This window comes from Streptomyces sp. NPDC058001 (genome assembly GCF_042886315.1).
In the GTDB taxonomy this organism is placed as follows: domain Bacteria; phylum Actinomycetota; class Actinomycetes; order Streptomycetales; family Streptomycetaceae; genus Streptomyces.
In genome coordinates this window covers 178,253-197,732 of sequence record NZ_JBHVQT010000017.1, presented here as the reverse complement: position 1 = coordinate 197,732, position 19,480 = coordinate 178,253, and the positions used below count along the sequence as shown (strand labels likewise).

Annotated in this window: 19 protein-coding genes; 18 read left to right on the top strand and 1 reads right to left on the bottom strand. The window is 71.8% G+C overall.

The genetic code is table 11. The features are described from left to right. Positions 1–88: 88 nt before the first annotated feature. The 12 genes from ACFVT5_RS36910 to ACFVT5_RS36855 all read left to right on the top strand — a co-directional run bounded on the left by ACFVT5_RS36910 (position 89) and on the right by ACFVT5_RS36855 (position 13,228). Entirely contained in the window at positions 89–715 is a 627-nt protein-coding gene (locus tag ACFVT5_RS36910; RefSeq protein WP_389897404.1) for an NUDIX domain-containing protein, read from the top strand. Positions 716–899: 184 nt separating this feature from the next. Next, positions 900–2,999 carry a tetratricopeptide repeat protein gene (locus ACFVT5_RS36905; RefSeq protein ID WP_389897402.1) on the top strand — a complete coding sequence of 700 codons (2,100 nt, stop codon included), beginning with the start codon at positions 900–902 and terminating at the stop codon, positions 2,997–2,999. A gap of 144 nt (positions 3,000–3,143) precedes the next feature. Then, positions 3,144–4,259 (top strand): alanine dehydrogenase, encoded by a 1,116-nt coding sequence (gene ald / locus ACFVT5_RS36900; RefSeq protein WP_389897400.1) that lies wholly within the window; start codon positions 3,144–3,146, stop codon positions 4,257–4,259. Positions 4,260–4,623: 364 nt separating this feature from the next. Beyond that, positions 4,624–5,790, top strand: a complete 1,167-nt coding sequence (locus ACFVT5_RS36895) for a ParA family protein (RefSeq protein ID WP_389897398.1) — start codon at positions 4,624–4,626, stop codon at positions 5,788–5,790. Beyond that, a complete protein-coding gene (locus ACFVT5_RS36890; RefSeq protein WP_389897396.1) occupies positions 5,775–6,419 on the top strand; it encodes a hypothetical protein in 645 nt (214 codons plus the stop codon). Before ACFVT5_RS36895 ends, ACFVT5_RS36890 begins: the two co-directional genes overlap by 16 nt. After that, on the top strand, positions 6,409–7,470 hold the full coding sequence (locus ACFVT5_RS36885) for a segregation and condensation protein A (protein WP_389897394.1): 1,062 nt from the start codon (positions 6,409–6,411) through the stop codon (positions 7,468–7,470). Before ACFVT5_RS36890 ends, ACFVT5_RS36885 begins: the two co-directional genes overlap by 11 nt. Continuing rightward, positions 7,467–8,174 (top strand): SMC-Scp complex subunit ScpB, encoded by a 708-nt coding sequence (gene scpB / locus ACFVT5_RS36880; RefSeq protein WP_389897392.1) that lies wholly within the window; start codon positions 7,467–7,469, stop codon positions 8,172–8,174. The genes ACFVT5_RS36885 and scpB overlap by 4 nt, the downstream gene beginning before the upstream one ends. Then, positions 8,174–9,490, top strand: a complete 1,317-nt coding sequence (locus ACFVT5_RS36875) for a pseudouridine synthase (protein WP_389897389.1) — start codon at positions 8,174–8,176, stop codon at positions 9,488–9,490. Before scpB ends, ACFVT5_RS36875 begins: the two co-directional genes overlap by 1 nt. Positions 9,491–9,654: 164 nt before the next feature. Continuing rightward, positions 9,655–10,338: a TIGR03086 family metal-binding protein gene (locus tag ACFVT5_RS36870; RefSeq protein ID WP_389897386.1), complete on the top strand. Its 684-nt coding sequence runs from the start codon at positions 9,655–9,657 to the stop codon at positions 10,336–10,338. Positions 10,339–10,659: 321 nt separating this feature from the next. Beyond that, complete coding sequence (locus tag ACFVT5_RS36865) at positions 10,660–11,439, top strand: NUDIX domain-containing protein (RefSeq protein WP_389897384.1); 780 nt, start codon at positions 10,660–10,662, stop codon at positions 11,437–11,439. Continuing rightward, a complete protein-coding gene (locus tag ACFVT5_RS36860) occupies positions 11,436–12,485 on the top strand; it encodes an ADP-ribosylglycohydrolase family protein (RefSeq protein ID WP_389897381.1) in 1,050 nt (349 codons plus the stop codon). Before ACFVT5_RS36865 ends, ACFVT5_RS36860 begins: the two co-directional genes overlap by 4 nt. Further along, positions 12,482–13,228, top strand: a complete 747-nt coding sequence (locus ACFVT5_RS36855) for a DNA polymerase beta superfamily protein (protein ID WP_389897378.1) — start codon at positions 12,482–12,484, stop codon at positions 13,226–13,228. The genes ACFVT5_RS36860 and ACFVT5_RS36855 overlap by 4 nt, the downstream gene beginning before the upstream one ends. A gap of 37 nt (positions 13,229–13,265) precedes the next feature. On the opposite strand, the gene ACFVT5_RS36850 is transcribed toward ACFVT5_RS36855, so the two are convergent. Continuing rightward, on the bottom strand, positions 13,266–13,952 hold the full coding sequence (locus ACFVT5_RS36850; protein WP_389897376.1) for a DNA polymerase beta superfamily protein: 687 nt from the start codon (positions 13,950–13,952) through the stop codon (positions 13,266–13,268). A 215-nt stretch (positions 13,953–14,167) separates the two neighbouring features. Between ACFVT5_RS36850 and ACFVT5_RS36845 the strand changes: the two genes are divergently transcribed. The 6 genes from ACFVT5_RS36845 (at position 14,168) to der (ending at position 19,446) form a co-directional block, all read left to right on the top strand. Continuing rightward, positions 14,168–14,611, top strand: a complete 444-nt coding sequence (locus ACFVT5_RS36845) for a YidB family protein (RefSeq protein WP_389897373.1) — start codon at positions 14,168–14,170, stop codon at positions 14,609–14,611. A 123-nt stretch (positions 14,612–14,734) separates the two neighbouring features. Further along, positions 14,735–15,097 carry a chorismate mutase gene (gene aroH, locus ACFVT5_RS36840; RefSeq protein WP_389897370.1) on the top strand — a complete coding sequence of 121 codons (363 nt, stop codon included), beginning with the start codon at positions 14,735–14,737 and terminating at the stop codon, positions 15,095–15,097. Further along, positions 15,094–16,179, top strand: a complete 1,086-nt coding sequence (locus ACFVT5_RS36835) for a prephenate dehydrogenase (protein ID WP_389897368.1) — start codon at positions 15,094–15,096, stop codon at positions 16,177–16,179. Before aroH ends, ACFVT5_RS36835 begins: the two co-directional genes overlap by 4 nt. Before the next feature lie 372 nt (positions 16,180–16,551). Continuing rightward, complete coding sequence (gene cmk / locus ACFVT5_RS36830; protein ID WP_389897366.1) at positions 16,552–17,244, top strand: (d)CMP kinase; 693 nt, start codon at positions 16,552–16,554, stop codon at positions 17,242–17,244. Then, positions 17,202–17,912, top strand: coding sequence for a lysophospholipid acyltransferase family protein (locus ACFVT5_RS36825; RefSeq protein WP_389897364.1), 711 nt, complete (start codon positions 17,202–17,204; stop codon positions 17,910–17,912). Before cmk ends, ACFVT5_RS36825 begins: the two co-directional genes overlap by 43 nt. Before the next feature lie 58 nt (positions 17,913–17,970). Continuing rightward, on the top strand, positions 17,971–19,446 hold the full coding sequence (gene der, locus ACFVT5_RS36820; RefSeq protein ID WP_389897361.1) for a ribosome biogenesis GTPase Der: 1,476 nt from the start codon (positions 17,971–17,973) through the stop codon (positions 19,444–19,446). Positions 19,447–19,480: the final 34 nt, after the last annotated feature.

The following is a 19,480-nucleotide window of genomic DNA, read 5'->3' as shown; positions in this document are numbered from 1 at the left end:
CCGGCAGGCGATACGGTGACCGGGGTACGTGCCCTTTGTGGGTGCGTGCCCCGGTTTCTGTTGGCGTGCGCGGGAGGAGCAGAGCGACATGACGATCAGGGACACCCCCGAGGAATGGGAGATCCGGGCGACCGCGACCCCGTTCACCGGCAACAAGACCTCCGTACGCACCGACGACGTGGTGATGCCCGACGGCTCCGTCGCCCGCCGTGACTACCAGGTCCACCCCGGCTCCGTCGCCGTCCTCGCGCTCGACGACCGGGACCGCGTGCTGGTGATCCGCCAGTACCGGCACCCCGTACGGCAGCGGCTGTGGGAGATCCCCGCCGGACTCCTCGACATCCCCGGCGAGAACCCGCTGCACGCCGCGCAGCGCGAACTCTACGAAGAGGCACACGTCAAGGCCGAGGACTGGCGGGTGCTGACCGATGTGTACACCACGCCCGGCGGCTGCGACGAAGCCGTCCGGATCTTCCTCGCCCGGGACCTGTCCGAGGCCGAGGGGGAGCGGTTCGCCGTCGAGGACGAGGAGGGCGACATGGAGATCGCCCGCGTCCCCCTCGCGGACCTGGTGCGGGGCACACTCGCCGGACGGCTGCACAACAACTGCCTCGTCGTCGGCGTGCTCGCCTTTGTCGCCGCCCGGGACGGCGACGGACTCGACGCGCTGCGCCCCGCCGAGGCGCCCTGGCCGGCCCGCCCCTTCGACCACTGACCCGCACGGCCACGCGTCCGATCGACGACACCCACAGCCCAATGGTCAGACGATCTGCTGATCCGATCGGGTGACGTGCCCGCCGCGCTCCGCCCGATTCGTCGCAGAGCGTGAACTAGGCTCGGCAACGCCCCGACCGGAGTCCCGGCGGGCGCCGGCTCGCAGTTTGACGGGAGCGTGGCCCGTGACGGATCAGGCGGTGGACACCGACGGCACACAGCTGTCCGGTGACGGACGGCCAGGCGCCGTAGGTTCCACTCCTACGGACAGTCAGTTCCTCGGCCGCACAAGAGAGTTGAAGGAACTCCGGGCGGACATCGAGCGGGCCGGACTCGACACCATCGCCGGCCGCAAGGCCCCCCGCGCGCGCGTCCTGCTCATCGCGGGCCGCCCCGGATCAGGCCGCACCGCCCTCGCCGAAGAGCTGGTACGCGGTGTCGCGCACCGTTACCCCGACGGGGTCCTGCGCACCCGCCTCACCGAACCCGACGGCACCCCCGTCCCCACCGACCGCGCCGCCCGCGAACTCCTCGGCGCCCTCGATCTGCCCGCACCCGCCGGAGCCACCGACGACGACCTCACCGCGGACCTGCGCGCCGCGCTCGCCGACCGCGGCGCCCTGCTCCTCCTCGACGGCGCCGCCGACGCCGAACAGGTCGACCTGCTGCTGCCCGAGACCCCTGACTGCCTGGTCGTCGCCGTCGCCGAAGGGCCCCTGACCGGGATCCCCGACGTCCGCCCCTGCACCCTCGGCGGCCTCGACACCAAGTCCGCCGTCGAACTCCTCGGCCGCTTCACCGGCTCCGTCCGCATCACCTGCGACCCGCACGCCGCCGAAGGACTCGTCGAGGAGTGCGCCGCGCAGCCCGCCGCGCTCGTCATCGCCGGCGGCTGGCTCGCCACCCGGCCCGAGAGGTCCGTCGCCGACCTCCGTAAACGCCTGCGCGCCCTGCCCGACGAGGGGCCCGCGCTCGCCCGTGTCTTCCAGCACACCTACGAGTCGCTGCCCTCACCCGCCGCCCGGATACTGCGACTGCTCTCCCTGGCCCCCGCCGGACTCGCCGACCCGCACACCGCGTCCGCGCTCGCCGGCTGCTCCGTCTCCGCGGCCCGCACCACCCTGGCCGACTTCGCCGCGCTCGGACTCGTGCGGACCCTGGAATCACCCCTGCCGCGCTACGAGGTGCCGGGCTGCCTCATGCCGCTGCTCCGCGGCCTCACCGAGACCCACGACCGCCCCGCCGAGGTACAGCTCGCCCAGGCCCGCATGCTGGAGCGGACCGTACGACTCCTCCAGTCCTGCCGCGCCATCACCGAGACCGACAGCTCGCCCGCCCGCCGCAAACTCGCCGGACTGCCCCGCGCGCTGCGCTTCCCCGACCCGCGTATCGCCGCCGAGTGGCTCACCGTGCAGCAGCCCGCACTGCTCGCCGCCGCCCGCGCCGCCGTCGCCGACGGCGAGCTGGACACCCTCGCCCGCCGCCTGATGGCCGCCCTGGTACGGGCCCTGGTCGCACACCGCGGCACCGAGGCCGCGGCGCCCGAGCTGTACTCGATCCACCAGCTCGTCCTCGACGTCGCCGAGCGGCGCGACCTGCCCCGCGAGAAGGCCGCCGCCCTGCTGAACCTCGCCGACCTCGACGCCAGGACCGGCCGTACCGAGGAAGCCCTCGTCCGCTACCGGGCCGCGCTGGACGCCGGACGCGCGGCGAAGGACCCGTACGCCACCGGCCGCGCGATGGAATCCGTAGGCGGCGCCCACCAGGAGCTGGGCGACTGGCAGCGGGCCGCCGACTGGTTCGGGCGGGCCCTGGCCCAGCGGCTCGCCCGCGAGGAGATCGCGGACGCCGCCCGGCTGCACGGCCGCATCGCCGGCGTCCAGACCTACGCGGGCCGCTACGGCGACGCGCTGCGCAACTGGCGCTCCGCCGTCGCCGGCCACCGCAGGACCGGCGATGTGTCCGCCGTGGCGCGGGCGTTGAGCGAGCTGGCCCGGGTCCAGGAGTACGCCGGACGGCCCGACGAATCCCTGCACACCTGCCACGAGGCCGTCGAGTGGGCCCGCCGCGCCGACGACGTACGCCTCCAGGCCGCCCTCCAGGTCCGGCTCGCGGACACCCTCGACCGGCTCGGCGACCCGGCCGCCGCCCGACTGCACCGGGCCGCCGCCGAACGCATGCTCGGCGACGAGCTGGACGGGGCCGAACCGGACCCCGAGGCTGGAAAAGACACCGGAACCCCGGCGTCCACCTACGAAATCCGCAGTGCACCGGAAGAAGATTGAAGTATTGAAAGGCTAGACAGCTAGAAGTCCTTCATTAGAATGGCTCCGCCGCGTTCTTTCGTGGTGCCTCCGATGCGCCCCCGTGCGTCCCGGGTGCGTATGTGTTACCCCGAAAAGCCCCTGAGCCAAGGACCGTGATCGACGATGAAGGTCGGCATCCCCCGCGAGGTCAAGAACAACGAGTTCCGGGTGGCCATCACCCCGGCCGGTGTGCACGAGCTGGTCCGCCAGGGCCACCAGGTCTTCATCGAGCAGAACGCCGGCGCCGGCTCCTCGATCACGGACGAGGAATATGTCTCGGCCGGTGCGCGGATCCTCGCCACCGCCGACGAGGTCTGGGCCACCACCGACCTGCTGCTCAAGGTCAAGGAGCCCATCGCCGAGGAGTACCACCGCCTCCGCAAGGACCAGACGCTCTTCACCTACCTGCACCTCGCCGCCTCCAAGGAATGCACGGACGCCCTCATCGAGTCCGGCACCACCGCCATCGCGTACGAGACCGTCGAGCTGCCCGGCCGCGCGCTGCCGCTGCTCGCCCCGATGTCCGAGGTCGCGGGCCGGCTGGCCCCGCAGGTCGGCGCCTACCACCTGATGCGCCCGGCCGGTGGCCGCGGTGTGCTGCCGGGTGGCGTCCCGGGTGTCGCCGCGGGCAAGGCCGTCGTCATCGGCGGCGGCGTCTCCGGCTGGAACGCCGCGCAGATCGCCATCGGCATGGGCTTCCACGTGACCCTGCTCGACCGCGACCTCAACAAGCTCAAGGAAGCCGACAAGATCTTCGGTACGAAGATCCAGACCGTCGTCTCCAACTCCTTCGAGCTGGAGAAGGCGTGTCTGGAGGCCGACCTCGTCATCGGCGCCGTCCTCATCCCCGGCGCCAAGGCCCCCAAGCTCGTCACCAACGAGCTGGTCTCCCGGATGAAGCCGGGAAGTGTCCTTGTCGACATCGCGATTGATCAGGGTGGCTGCTTCGAGGACTCGCGTGCCACCACGCACGCCGAGCCGACCTTCCCGATCCACCAGTCGGTCTTCTACTGCGTCGCCAACATGCCAGGCGCGGTGCCCCACACCTCCACCTACGCGCTCACCAACGCGACGCTGCCCTACATCGTCGAGCTGGCCAACCGCGGCTGGGCCGAGGCGTTGCGTCGCGACCCCGCGCTCGCCAAGGGTCTCAACACCCATGACGGCAAGGTCGTTTACCGCGAGGTCGCCGAGGCGCACGGCCTTGACCACGTGGAACTCGCCTCGCTGCTCGGCTGACCCGTCAACCCACGACGTCAACATCGCGCCTGCGGCCGGACCTTGCGGACAAGGTCCGGCCGTATCCGTACGGGTGGGGAGATGTGGATCGCGCCACTGTGCGAACCCCCTTGCGGTGTTCGCTCTCGGCTTGTTCAACTCGCCTCGAACGTAACCCTTTAACCGATTCGCACACCCGCGAAACGTGCCGAGCGACGGCCGTACGCCCTTGACAGAGGGGTGTTCCGTTGCCGACACATCGTGCCGGGTCCGGCGGATTGTGTTGCTGCGGACCGGTGACACGCCATAGAGTCGCCAATCGTCGGCATGGTGCCACGCTGACCTATCTAGAAGTTTCCTGGTCACCAAGGAGGTAAGACGACTTGTGAATGAGTCGACATTTACTCCCGGGGGTGGTCAACCAGGAACGCCTGTGCGGGGCCAGGGCCCCACGGGGCTCCAGGCTGTCGGCTCCGTCGCTGTCCGCACCTTCGCAGCCCACCAGAGTCCCGAGCGGATTCAGACAGCACACCAGAGCATGGATGGCCATCACGTGAACGCCATGGCCGGCGACCGAAGTGGGGACAAGCACAGCCACTTCGCCGACTACGACCTGCCCGAGGGGCACTTCTACGACCCCGACGCCGAGTACGAGCCCGATCCGGAGTACGCGGCCACGCTCGCGCCCGACGCGGCCCGTCAGCGCCGTGAACGCATCGGCCCGACCGGTCGCCCACTCCCGTACTTCCCGATCCCGGGCCCGCTGACCGACCACGGGCCCGCGAAGATCATCGCGATGTGCAACCAGAAGGGCGGCGTCGGCAAGACCACGTCGACCATCAACCTGGGTGCCGCGCTCGCGGAGTACGGACGCCGGGTGCTGCTCGTCGACTTCGACCCGCAGGGCGCGCTCTCGGTCGGCCTCGGCGTCAACCCGATGGAACTCGACCTCACGGTCTACAACCTGCTCATGGAGCGGGGCATGGCCGCCGACGAGGTCCTCCTGAAGACCGCCGTGCCCAACATGGACCTGCTGCCGAGCAACATCGACCTGTCGGCCGCCGAGGTGCAACTGGTCAGCGAGGTCGCGCGCGAGTCCACGCTCCAGCGCGCCCTGAAGCCGCTGATGGCCGACTACGACTACATCGTGATCGACTGCCAGCCCTCGCTCGGTCTGCTGACCGTGAACGCGCTGACCGCGGCCCACAAGGTGATCGTCCCCCTGGAGTGCGAGTTCTTCGCGCTGCGCGGTGTCGCCCTGCTCACCGAGACCATCGAGAAGGTCCAGGAACGGCTCAACCCCGAACTGGAACTCGACGGCATCCTCGCCACGATGTACGACTCGCGCACGGTGCACAGCCGCGAGGTCCTCGCGCGCGTGGTCGAGGCGTTCGACGATCACGTCTACCACACCGTGATCGGCCGGACCGTCCGCTTCCCCGAGACCACCGTCGCGGGCGAGCCCATCACCACCTACGCCTCCAACTCCGTCGGCGCCGCCGCCTATCGCCAGCTCGCCAGGGAGGTGCTCGCCCGGTGTCACGCCGAGTGAGTCTGCCGGGGGCCGACGAACTGTTCCGTACGACCGGGGGAATGGCGCTCCAGGCGTCCACCCCCAGGCGCCCGCCAGGCGGCGAGCCGCGGGTGCCCGCACCGGCCGGCGAGAGCGACGAGGCCGCCGCGGAGGACACCGCGTCGCGCACCGGGGCACAGCACGACGAGGGCACCGACGGCGCCGAACACACCGCGGCGGACGCCGAACCCGGCACCGGTGAGTCCCGTACCCACACACCGGACCGTGCCGGCGACCGGGACGACGACGCCCCCGCGCGCGCGGGACGACGGCAGCTTCAGGACGGGACCGGGGGCAGCGCCACGGTCGCCGCCGCCGGCACCCAGTCCGGGCGGCCCGCGAACGCGCCCTCGGGCCAGGCCCGGCGCCGGGGACGCGGGTCCGGACGGCGGCCCAGCGGGCGTGAGCGGCACGACGAGAAGATCACCGTGTACGTGTCCGCCGAGGAACTGATGGACCTGGAGCACGCGCGGCTCGTGCTGCGTGGGGAGCACGGACTCGCCGTGGACCGGGGGCGGATCGTACGGGAGGCCGTCGCCGTCGTCCTCGCCGATCTGGAGTCCCGGGGGGACGCGAGCATTCTGGTGCGGCGGCTTCGTGGGCGGTAGCCCTGGGCGGGGGCGACGTGTTTTGGGGCGGGGGCCGGCCCCTGCCGGGGGGTCGGCGGTTGAGGCTGAGGTCCAGGCTCAGGTTCAGGTCCAGGCTGAGGTCCAGGTCGAGGTCGAGTCTTCCGGTGCGGCCGGTGGTGGGCATGACCCGGTCGGAGCTGAACGGGCCGGAGTGGCGGTGGCGCCGGAACCCGTCGCCGACGGGGTGTTCAAAGTGCGGCTCGCCAACTTCGAAGGGCCCTTCGATCTGCTGCTTCAGTTGATCTCCAAGCACAAGATGGATGTCACCGAAGTCGCCCTGTCCAAGGTCACCGACGAGTTCATGGCGCACATCCGCGGTATGGGACCCGACTGGGACCTCGACCAGACGACCGAGTTCCTCGTCGTCGCCGCGACCCTGCTCGATCTGAAGGCCGCCCGGCTGCTGCCCACCGCCGAGGTCGAGGACGAGGCCGACCTCGCGCTCCTGGAGGCCCGGGACCTGCTCTTCGCGCGACTGCTCCAGTACCGCGCCTACAAGCAGATCGCCGACATCTTCACCGCCCGCCTCGACGCGGAGGCCCGCCGCTACCCCCGTACCGTCGGACTCGAACCGCACCACGCGGAACTGCTGCCCGAGGTCGTCATCAGCATCGGGGCCGAGGGATTCGCCAAACTCGCCGTGAAGGCGATGCAGCCCCGGCCCAAGCCCCAGGTCTACATCGACCACATCCACGCCCCGCTCGTCAGCGTCCGCGAACAGGCCGGGATAGTGGTGGCACTGCTGCGCGAACAGGGCGAGGTCAGCTTCCGGGTGCTCGTCGAGGACGCGGGGGACACCCTCACCGTCGTCGCCCGCTTCCTGGCGCTCCTGGAGCTGTACCGCGAGAAGGCCGTCGCGCTCGACCAGGAGGACGCGCTCGGCGAACTCATGGTCCGCTGGACCGGCGGGGACGGCGACGAGCAGCCGGCGGTCACCGACGAGTTCGACCGGCCCCCCGAGGACCCCGAAAAGCCCGAGAAATCCCGGAAGCCCGAGAAGACCGGGAACAGGGCCGAGGAGAGCGTGTGAGCGAGGACACGGCACTGGATGTCGCCGCGGAACCGGGGGCCGAATCGGCGTCGGGTCCCGCCGGGCTGCGTGACGTCGCCGGGCTCGACCTGAAGCCCGCCCTGGAGGCCGTCCTCATGGTCGTCGACGAACCGGCCACCGAGGAACACCTCGCGAAGATCCTCCAGCGCCCCCGCCGGCAGATCGCGGACGCCCTGCGCGCACTGGCCGACGAGTACACCGTCCAGCGCCGCGGCTTCGAACTGCGCCTGGTCGCCGGCGGCTGGCGCTACTACACCCGGCCCGAGTACGCGCCCGCCGTCGAAGGCTTCGTCCTGGACGGACAGCACGCCCGGCTCACCCAGGCGGCACTCGAAACCCTCGCCGTCGTCGCGTACCGGCAGCCCGTCAGCCGCTCCCGGGTCTCCGCGGTACGCGGCGTGAACTGCGACGGCGTCATGCGCACCCTCCTCCAGCGCGGTCTGGTCGAGGAGGCGGGCACGGAACCCGAAACAGGTGCGATCCTGTACACGACGACGAACTACTTCCTGGAGCGGATGGGCCTGCGCGGCCTGGACGAGCTGCCGGAGCTGGCGCCCTTCCTCCCGGAGGCGGAGGCGATCGAGGCCGAGACCCAGGAAGGCGTGCCGTCGTTCGATCCGGACGCACCGGATCCCGGGAGTTTCGAGCACTTCGAAAAAGCAGACGACAAGACGGAACTTTGATGCGAAGCAGTGGTAGCGGCAGGGACAGCGGGCGCGGGAACGACCGGGAAGCCGGTAACGACCGCGACGACAAGCAGAAGCGCTCGGGCCGGCCCCGTCCGGAGGAGCGCCGCTACACCGCGGGCGGTTCCGGTGGGTCGGGCGGCTCCGGCAAGCCCGGCGGCGCGGGTGGCTCGGGTGGCGCTGGTGGTAGGTCCGGTGGCGGAGGCGGCAGGTCCGGTGGCGGCTCCGGTTCCGGGGGTTCCGGTTCCGGCGGTTCCGGTGCGGGCGGCCGGTCCGGGGGGTCCGGTCGGTCCGGCGGGTCCGGGAGGTCCGGGAGGTCGGGGAGTTCCGGGAGGGCCGGGGGTTCCGGGGGTTCCGGCTCCCGATCCGGCTCCGGCTCGGGATTCGGCTCCGGTGACGGCGCGGCGCGCGGTCGGGGCGCTGCTGCGCGCGGCGGCGCCAAGGGCGGCCCCAAGCAGGCCCCCGCGCGCGGGGGACGCACCGCGCCGGCGCGCTCCCGTGAGTACGAGACGCGGACCGAGGAGCGCAACCGCGAGCGGTACGCGGACCGCAAGGAGGTCAAGGTCGCCAAGACGTTCCCCGGCGCCGAGCAGGAGGGCGAGCGGCTCCAGAAGGTGCTCGCGCGCGCGGGATACGGTTCACGGCGCTCCTGCGAGGAGCTGATCGAGCGGGCCCGCGTCGAGGTCAACGGCGAGATCGTCGTGGAGCAGGGACTGCGGGTCGACCCCGAGCACGACGAGATCAAGGTCGACGGGCTGACCGTGGCCACGCAGTCGTACCAGTTCTTCTCGCTGAACAAGCCCGCCGGCGTCGTCTCCACGATGGAGGACCCGGACGGGCGGCAGTGCCTCGGCGACTACGTGACCAACCGTGAGACCCGGCTCTTCCACGTCGGGCGTCTCGACACCGAGACCGAGGGCGTCATCCTGCTCACCAACCACGGTGAGCTGGCGCACCGCCTCACGCACCCCAAGTACGGCGTGAAGAAGACCTATCTCGCGCACATCGTGGGCCCCATCCCGCGCGACCTGGGCAAGCGCCTCAAGGACGGCATCCAGCTCGACGACGGCTACGCGCGCGCGGACCACTTCCGCGTCGTCGAACAGACCGGCAAGAACTACCTGGTCGAGGTCACCCTGCACGAGGGCCGCAAGCACATCGTGCGGCGCATGCTCGCCGAGGCCGGATTCCCCGTCGACAAGCTGGTACGGGTCTCCTTCGGGCCGATCACCCTCGGCGACCAGAAGTCCGGCTGGCTGCGCAGGCTCTCCAACACCGAGGTGGGCATGCTCATGCGCGAGGTCGAGCTGTAACCGACATCCGCCCAACCCATCGGCCGGTCCCGGGAAATCCGGGGCCGGCCGATGTGTTTTCGCCCTCCGCCCGGTCTGCACCGGTGGACGTCCGTACGGATCGGCGCCCCCCGGCCCGGGTCGGTGGGTGCCCGGCGGACACACGGCGAGCGGAGGGTACGGCGATGACACGGACCGTGGACCGGCGGGAGTACGGACCCGTCCCGCCCGACGACCTCCTGGAACGCTCGCTCGCCTACGCGCGCGGGTGCGTCGCCGCCGTCCCCGTCACCGGGGGCCCGGACCGGCTGTCGGATCCGACGCCCTGCGCGGGCTGGGACCTGGGCGCGCTGCTCGGCCACCTCAACGATTCGCTGGCCGCGCTGCGGGAGGGGATCGGCGCGGGACGGATCACGCACGGCCCACCGGACGCCGATCACGCGACGCCCGTCGACGTCGTCCCGCCCGTCCCCGTGGTCCCGCCCACCGATCCCGTCGTGGGGTTCCGTGATCGTGCGAGTGCCCTCCTGGGCGCCTGGACGGCCCTCTCCGGGCGCGCAGGGGCATCCGGGTCCCCGGGGAGCCCGCGGACCGTCCTGGTCGCGGACAGGCCGCTCGCCGCGACCCTGGTGGCCGCCGTCGGCGCCGTCGAGATCGCCGTGCACGGCTGGGACATCGGCCGGACCCTCGGACCGCGCCGGCCGATACCGCCCTCACTCGCCGCCGCGCTGCTGCCCGTGGCCCGGTGCTTCGTCGAGGACACCGACCGGGGCTCCCTGTTCGCGGCACCCGTACCCGTACCGCCCGACGCCTGCCCCGGGGACCGGCTCGTCGCCTTCCTCGGGAGGAATCCCGGGCCCGGCGATTAGTTTCCGGAGTGGGACCGGTCTGTCCTGGGTGAGGGGAGGAGCGGGCCGAACTCGCCCTCGGGGAAGGGCTCGTGAGGGGCCCGGGAGCGGCTCTGGAAGGTAGCGGGAAGGGATCGGGCAGGGTTCGGGAAAGGGCTTTCGGAAAAGTCTTGCGGAATCACACCCGGCCTCTTTATAGTCGGGGTGACTATTAAAAAACTTCACCGCCTTCGTCGCGTACGGGCCGGTGGACCTGGGGCCCACGGGGGTGGTCCGGGCTCCACCGCGGACCGCACCCGGCGAGGGCGGTGAGCACGATTCGCCCGCCCTCACGGAGACACGATGAACGCGCGCGTTGAGGACCCGGAGGCTCCCGGCGCCCGCGCGGCGTCGGCCCAGGCACCGGACGGGTACGACAAGTACGCCTTCGAGCCCTTCGCCGTCACCGTCGACCTCGCCGTCTTCACCGTCCGCGGCGGCGCCCTCCAAGTCCTCCTCGTCGAACGGGGACAGGAGCCTTACGTGGGTCACTGGGCCCTGCCCGGCGGCTTCGTGCTGCCCCGGGAGTCCGCCGAGAACGCCGCACGGCGCGAACTCGCCGAGGAGACAGGGCTGTCCGGCGACACCTGCGCCGCGCTCCACCTCGAACAGCTACGGACCTACAGCGCCCCGGACCGCGACCCGAGGATGCGGGTCGTCTCGGTCGCCTTCACCGCGCTCGTGCCCGATCTGCCCGAGCCGCGCGGCGGCGGCGACGCGGCACACGCCCAGTGGCTGCCCTGCGACGGCGTCGGACCGCTCGCCTTCGACCACGACCTGATCCTCGCCGACGCCCGCGACCGCGTCGGGGCCAAGCTCGAATACACCTGCCTCGCCACGTCGTTCTGCCCGCCCGAGTTCACCCTCGGCGAGCTGCAACAGGTCTACGAGACGGTGTGGGGCACGGCCCTGGACCGGCCCAACTTCCGGCGCAAGGTCCTCGCCACCCCCGGATTCGTCGAGCCGGTGCCCGGCGCCGCGCGCCTCACCGGAGGACGCGGCAAACCCGCCGCCCTGCACCGCGCGGGCACCGCCACCGCCCTGCACCCACCCCTCCTGCGACCGGAAGGACGGCCCGCATGACCACGGCACCGACACCCGCACCCCGGACGGCTCCCGTGAAACGCGCCGCCACCGGCTCCCTCGTCGGACTCGCCATCGGGGACGCGCTCGGGTTCCCCACCGAGTTCAACGACGTGCCGTCCATCCTCGCCAAGTGCGGGCCCTGGCGGGAGATGGCGCTGCCCCGGCCCGCGATCGTCACCGACGACACCCAGATGACCCTCGCCCTCGCGCGCGGGATGCGCACCGCGATGGACCGGGGCGTGCTGGGGCCGGACGGGATGGAGCCTCCGGTGCGCGCGGAGTTCGTCGACTGGTACCGGTCACCCGACAACAACCGGGCGCCCGGCAACACCTGCCTCACGGCCTGCGAACTGCTCATGACCGAGGACCGCCCCTGGCAGGACGCCAGCCAAATCGGCTCCAAGGGCTGCGGCGCCAATATGCGCGTCGCGCCCGTCGGTCTGGCGCCGGGGCTCAGCGACGAACAGCGGGCCGGTGCCGCGCAGCTCCAGGCCGGGCTCACCCACGGCCACCCCACCGCGCTCGCCGCGTCCGACCTCACCGCGCACGCCGTACGGCTGCTCGCGCGGGGCGCCGAACCGACGGGACTCGTCGGACAACTGCGCTCGTACGCGTACGACAACCGGGGCCGCTACCACGAGCGGTGGCTCGGTGATCTGTGGAGCCGGGCCGCCGATCCGACGCCCGAGCACTTCATCACGCGCGGGTGGGACGACTGCCTCGCCGTCCTCGACCGGGTCCAGGAGGCCCTGCGCGTGCCGTCGCCCGAGACGGACCCCTGCCTGGCCACCGGCGCGGGCTGGGTCGCCGAGGAAGCGTTCGCCACCGGGCTGCTGTGCTTCCTGCTCTTCGTCGACGAACCCGTCACCGCGCTGCGCCGCGCCGCCTGCACCTCCGGCGACTCCGACTCGATCGCCTGCCTCACCGGCGCGTTCGCGGGCGCCCACCTCGGCGCCGACGCATGGCCCGCCGAGTGGGCCGACCGCATCGAGTACCAGAGCGACCTGCTGTCGTTCGGCGCGCTCTGGGACGCGTGGGGATGATCGCCGACCTGGGTATCGACCTCACCGCCGTCGTCACGGAACAGCCCGACCCGCTCGTGTTCGCGACGGTCTCCGGCGCGCACCTGTACGGCTTCCCGTCCCGCGACTCCGACGTGGACGTCCGCGGCGCGCACCTGCTGCCCGTGGACGCCCTCGTCGGACTCCGCGAACCCGACGAGACACGGTCGCGGATGTGGGTACGGGACGGCGTCGAGATGGACCTCGTGACCCACGACCTGCGCAAGTTCGTACGGCTGCTGCTCCGGCGCAACGGCTACGTACTGGAGCAGCTCCTGTCCCCCCTCGTCGCGCACACCACGCCCGCGCACGCCGAACTCGTGGCCCTCGCCCCCGCGACCGTCACCAGCCATCACGCCCATCACTACCGCGGCTTCGCCCGCACCCAGTGGCGCCTGTTCGAGAAGACCGGCGAACTGAAGCCGCTGCTCTACACCTTCCGCGCGCTGCTCACCGGTATCCGCCTCGTGCGCGGCGGCGGCCTCAGCGCCCATCTCCCCACCCTCGCCGACGACACGGCCGCGCCGGACTACCTGCCCGACCTGATCGCCGCCAAGGCGGAACGGGAACACGCCACCGCCGACGTCCCCCACGGGCGCGTACGGGACGACATCGAGCGGCTGCACACCGCACTGGACCGGGCCCAGGACACGTCCCCGCTGCCCAGCGCCGCGACGGGGCACGACGCCCTCCACGACCTCCTGATCAGGACCCGCCTGACGTGATCAGGACCCGCCTGCCGCACTGAAGCCGCGCGCCGTTTCAGCCGCCGAGGGCCGAGCGGCGGCGGGCGGAGGTCAGGAACGCCTCCACCCGGGCGCGGTCCGGCGCCTGCGGGAGGGGGCTCGTGTGGGACGCCCTGTCCGCTTCCTCCGCCAGGCGGACCATGCGGGACTCGACCTCCGTCCAGAGGACCTCACCGCGTTTGACCGCCAGGAGGGAGTCCCGGGCGGGGCCGACGTCGAGGGTCAGTTCGCCGGTGCGCAGCAGATCGCGGCAGCTCATGAGGAGACGCAGCAGATGCATCGCGTGCTTCCAGCGCGGGGCGCCGTACCGGCGTACGTCCGCCTCCAGCTTCTTGTTCTGCCCCAACGCGTAGCGCGCGAAGGTCACATGGACCTGCCGGGACAGGAACGCGTCACGCAGGGCGAGGAGTTCACGGCCCGTGTCGTCCACGTACTCCACGAGCGGTGAGTGCAGACACTCCAGGATGTTCGGGTTGGCGCGCAGGGCCAGCGCGCAGAACCGCTCCAACTCCCAGCTGAACTGCTCGTCCGCGGGCCCCTCGACATGCGTCGGCGGCTTCTCGAAACGCCAGAACAGCGCGGTCGGCGCCTGGAACACACCACGCAGGTCCGTATCGCTGCCGTCCGTCGCCAGGCCGAACGCGCGCGAGCCCATTACACACGCGTACACCGTGTGGTCGCGGACAAGATCCTCGGGAAGCATCCCGTGAGCCTACGGGCACGACCCGGGCGGTGAGCAGGCCCGGTCCCGCGCCGTTCGCCACGTTCAGGGGCCCTCGCGTCACCGTCCGTAGCGGTCCTCACGCCAAGTGGCGGGGCCCGGTGATCCGGGCGACATTGGCAAGGTCCGAGGCCGACGCGCCCCGCAGGGGCCCGGCCCCCCACCCCGGACTCCCGGACTTCTCGAAAGGCAGCATCATGGCGGGTAACGATATCGGCAGCCTTCTCGGCAACCTCCTTCGTGGCTCAAGCCAGAGCGGTTCCTCCGGCGGGAGCAAGATGCTCGGCTCGCTGCTCCAGAACCTCACCAAGGGCGGATCGAGCGGCGCCTCCGCGGGCGCCGCCGGCGGAAGCAACCCGCTCAGCGGGCTGATGGAGATGCTCAACAAGTCCGGCCTCGGCTCGCAGGCCAAGTCGTGGGTCGGTCAGGGCGACAACCAGCCGGTCACCGGCGCCCAGGTCAAGGACGCCCTCCCGGACGAGGCCCTCCAGAAGGTCGCCGACCAGGCCGGCGTCAGCCCCGACCACGCCGCCGACCAGATCGCCCAGACCCTGCCGCACGCCGTCGACAAACTCACCCCCGAGGGCCAGGTCCCCGACGGCTCCCTGGAGGACGCCATCAAGCGGCAGCAGCAGCTCTGACGCCAGGACCACCCCCGGTGCGCGGTACCCGTCTCGGCAGCCGGGCGCCGCGCACCCCGCCGTCCCGGCCTGGCTACGATCGACACGGAGAAGGTCTTACGTGAGCGAGCGAGGAGCAGCACCGTGGCGGTACGAGCGGTCCGGGGCGCCGTCCAACTGGAACGGGACGACGCCGAACACATGGACCAGCAGGTCAGCCTCCTGCTCACGGCGGTCCTGGAGCGCAACGCCCTCACCGCCGACGACCTGATCAGTATCTGGTTCACCGCGACGCCCGATCTGCACAGCGACTTCCCGGCCGCCGCCGCCCGCAAGCTCGGCATCGTCGACGTCCCCCTGATCTGCGCCCAGGAACTCGACATCGACGGCGCCATGCCCCGCGTCGTCCGCGTCCTCGCCCATATCGAGTCCGACCTGCCCCGCTCCGGGATCTCGCACGTCTACCTCGGCGCCGCGGCGGCACTCCGCAAGGACATCGCCCAGTGAGAACCGCGCTCGTCGTCGGCACCGGCCTCATCGGCACCTCCGCCGCCCTCGCCCTCGTGGCCCGCGGTGTCACCGTGCACCTCGCCGACCACGACCCCCAGCAGTCCCGCACCGCCGCCGCGCTCGGCGCCGGAACCGACGAGGAGCCCCCCGGCCCCGTCGACCTCGCGATCGTCGCCGTACCGCCCGCCCACGTCGCCGCGACCCTCGCCGACGTGATGGGGCGCCGGGCCGCCCGCGGCTACCTCGACGTCGCCAGCGTCAAGGGCGGACCCCGTCGCGAGCTGGAGGCCCTCGGGCTCGACCTCACCGCGTACATCGGCACCCACCCCATGTCGGGCCTGGAGAAGTCCGGCCCGCTCGCCGCCACCGGTGAGCTGTTCGAGGGGCGGCCCTGGGTGCTGACGCCGACCCGGGACACCGAAACCGACGTACTCAACCTCGCCCTCGAACTCGTCGCCCTGTGCCGTGCCGTCCCCGTCGTCATGGACGCCGACGCCCACGACCGCGCCGTCGCCCTCGTCTCGCACATGCCGCACCTGATGTCCAGCATGGTCGCCGCCCGGCTGGAGCACGCCGAGGAGACCGCCGTACGGCTGTGCGGGCAGGGCATCCGCGATGTGACCCGGATCGCGGCCTCCGACCCTCGGATGTGGATCGACATCCTCTCCGCCAACCCCGGACCCGTCGCCGACCTGCTCTCCTCCGTCGCCGCCGACCTCGACGAGACGGTCCAGGCGCTGCGCGCCCTCCAGTCGTCCGACGACGCCAAGCGGCGCGAAGGTGCCTCCGGCGTCGAGGAGGTGCTGCGGCGCGGGAACGCCGGGCAGGTCCGGGTTCCCGGCAAGCACGGGGCGGCTCCCGCCGTGTACGAGAGTGTCGTCGTCCTCATCGACGACCAGCCGGGGCAGTTGGCGCGGATCTTCGCCGATGCCGGGCGGGCCGGGGTCAACATCGAGGATGTGCGGATCGAGCATGCCGCCGGCCAGCCGGCCGGGCTGGTGGAGTTGTCCGTGGTTCCTTCGGCTGCGCCGGTACTTGCCGCTGCGCTGCGTGAGCGGGGATGGGGGGTTCGGCAGTAGGGGGTGCCGGTGCCCTGCGTGCCGCTTTGGCCTCAAACGCCGGCCGGGCTGGATTGTTGCGGGCGCGGGTCGGATCCGGTGCCGTCAGCGGCTGCGCCGGCTTGGCCTCAAACGCCGGCCGGGCTGGATTGTGCCTGGCCTGGGCTGAAATGGGCCGGGCTGAGACAGTGGTCTTGTGCCGGCCGGAGGCGGTGCGTGCCTTCAGCGGCTGCGCCGGCTTGGCCTCAAACGCCGGCCGGGCTGAGAGAGTGCCTGGCGTGGGCTGAAAGGGCCGGGCTGAAACATGCGCTTGCCCTCGGCTGTCCGGGTGACCTTCCCGAGCCAGTAACCTTATTGCCGTTCCCGTTTCGTCTCAGGAAGGTGTCCTTCGCCGTGGAAACCGCCGCTCGGACCGCTCCGGCCGTGATCGTCGCCATTGACGGGCCCTCCGGCACGGGTAAGTCGAGCACGTCCAAGGCCGTCGCCGCGCAGCTCGGGCTGAGCTATCTGGACACCGGGGCGCAGTACCGGGCGATCACCTGGTGGATGGTGCACAACGGCATCGACACCGGTGACGCGTCCGCGATCGCCGCCGCTGCGGGCAAGCCCGACATCGTCTCCGGTACGGACCCGGCCGACCCGACGATCACCGTCGACGGTACGGACGTCGCGGGGCCCATCCGTACGGCCGAGGTCACCGCCAAGGTCAGTGCCGTCAGCGCGGTGCCGGAGGTGCGGGCGCGGATCACCGAGCTTCAGCGGTCGCTGGCCCGTGAGGCGGTCGGCGGGATCGTCGTCGAAGGGCGGGACATCGGTACCACCGTGCTGCCCGACGCCGACCTGAAGGTGTTCCTCACCGCGTCCCCCGAGGCCCGTGCCGCGCGCCGCAGTGGAGAGCTGAAGGGCTCCGACGTGCACGCGACGCGCGAGGCCCTGGTCAAGCGGGACGCGGCCGACGCCGGCCGTAAGACCTCGCCCCTCGCCAAGGCGGACGACGCCGTCGAGGTCGACACCACCGACCTCACGCTCCAGCAGGTCATCGAGTGCGTCGTCACCCTCGTCGGGGAGAAGCGGGCCGGACAGTGACCACACCGACCGACGTGCCCTCGGTCCGGGGCGCCGAGGTCGGCCGCCGTATCGGGGTCGGCCTCATGTACGGGCTGTGGAAGCCCCGCGTCCTGGGCGCCTGGCGGGTCCCCGCGACCGGCCCGGTGATCCTGGCCGTGAACCACTCGCACTTCATCGACGGCCCCATGCTGATGGGCACGGCGCCGCGGCCCGTGCACTTCCTGATCAAGAAGGAAGCGTTCATCGGGCCGCTCGACCCGTTCCTGCTCGGCATCGGCCAGCTCAAGGTCGACCGTGCGAGCGCCGACCGCGCCGCCATCACCCGCGCGGTCGGTGTCCTGGAGCACGGCGGCGTCCTCGGGATCTTCCCCGAGGGCACCCGGGGCGAGGGCGACTTCGCGTCGCTGCGCGCCGGGCTCGCGTACTTCGCGGTCCGCTCCGGCGCCCCGATCGTGCCGGTGGCCGTGCTGGGAAGCACCGAGCGCCGTGGGCGGTTGATACGGGGGCTGCCTCCGCTGCGCGGAGGGGTCGACGTCGTCTTCGGCGACGCCTTCCAGGCGGGCGACGGCAGTGGACGCCGCACGCGCACGGCCCTGGACCAGGCGACCGTCCGCATCCAGGAGCGCCTGACCACGCACCTGGAGAACGCCAGGCGCCTGACCGGGCGCCGGGCGACACTCAAGTAGTGGACCGACCGGCACCGGCCGGTCCACCGATCACCACGATGAACGAGGTACGGACTTCATGAACGACCAGAACCACTCCGACGGCGCCGAGCACGAGCCCGAACACGGGGCGCTCGGCGACGCCGAGTTCACGGAGTTCATGGAGTTGGCCGCCGAAGAGGGCTTCGACCTGGAGGACGTGGAGGGCGCGCTCGACGAGGCCGGACACGGCCCGCTGCCCGTCCTCGCCGTCGTCGGCCGCCCCAATGTCGGCAAGTCGACCCTGGTGAACCGGATCATCGGCCGCCGCGAGGCCGTCGTGGAGGACAAGCCGGGCGTCACCCGCGACCGTGTCACCTACGAGGCCGAGTGGGCGGGCCGCCGCTTCAAGGTGGTCGACACCGGCGGCTGGGAGCAGGACGTCCTCGGCATCGACGCGTCCGTCGCCGCGCAGGCCGAGTTCGCGATCGAGGCCGCCGACGCGGTCGTCTTCGTCGTGGACGCCACGGTCGGTCCGACCGACACCGACGAGGCCGTCGTACGGCTGCTGCGCAAGGCGGGCAAGCCGGTCGTGCTGTGCGCCAACAAGGTCGACGGCCCCAGCGGCGAGGCGGACGCGGCGATGCTGTGGTCCCTCGGCCTCGGTGAGCCGCACCCGGTGTCGGCGCTGCACGGGCGCGGTACGGGCGACATGCTCGACGCCGTCCTGGACGCGCTGCCCGAGGCGCCCGCGCAGACCTTCGGGACCGGTGTCGGCGGCCCCCGCAGGATCGCGCTCATCGGCCGCCCGAACGTCGGCAAGTCGTCCCTGCTGAACAAGGTCGCGAACGAGGAGCGGGTCGTCGTCAACGAGATCGCGGGCACCACCCGCGACCCGGTGGACGAGATCATCGAACTCGGCGGCGTCACCTGGAAGTTCGTCGACACCGCCGGTATCCGCAAGCGCGTCCATCTCCAGCAGGGCGCCGACTACTACGCCTCGCTGCGGACCGCCGCCGCCGTCGAGAAGGCCGAGGTCGCCGTCATCCTCATCGACGCGTGCGAGTCCATCAGCATCCAGGACCAGCGCATCGTGACGATGGCCGTCGAGGCGGGCCGCGCGATCGTCCTCGCGTACAACAAGTGGGACACCCTGGACGAGGAGCGCCGCTACTACCTGGAGCGGGAGATCGAGACCGAGCTGGCGCAGGTCGCGTGGGCGCCGCGGGTCAATGTGTCGGCGCGCACCGGGCGGCACATGGAGAAGCTGGTCCCCGCGATCGAGACGGCCCTGGCGGGCTGGGAGACCCGGGTCCCCACGGGCCGTCTGAACGCGTTCCTCGGTGAGCTGGTCGCCTCGCACCCGCACCCGATCCGCGGCGGCAAGCAGCCCCGCATCCTGTTCGGCACCCAGGCGGGCACCAAGCCGCCCCGGTTCGTGCTCTTCGCGTCCGGCTTCATCGAGCACGGCTACCGGCGCTATGTGGAGCGCCGGCTGCGCGAGGAGTTCGGTTTCGAGGGCACCCCGATCCACATCTCGGTACGGGTGCGGGAGAAGCGCGGCCGGAAGAAGTAACCCCTTGAAGGGGTAACGCCGTGAAGACGTGACC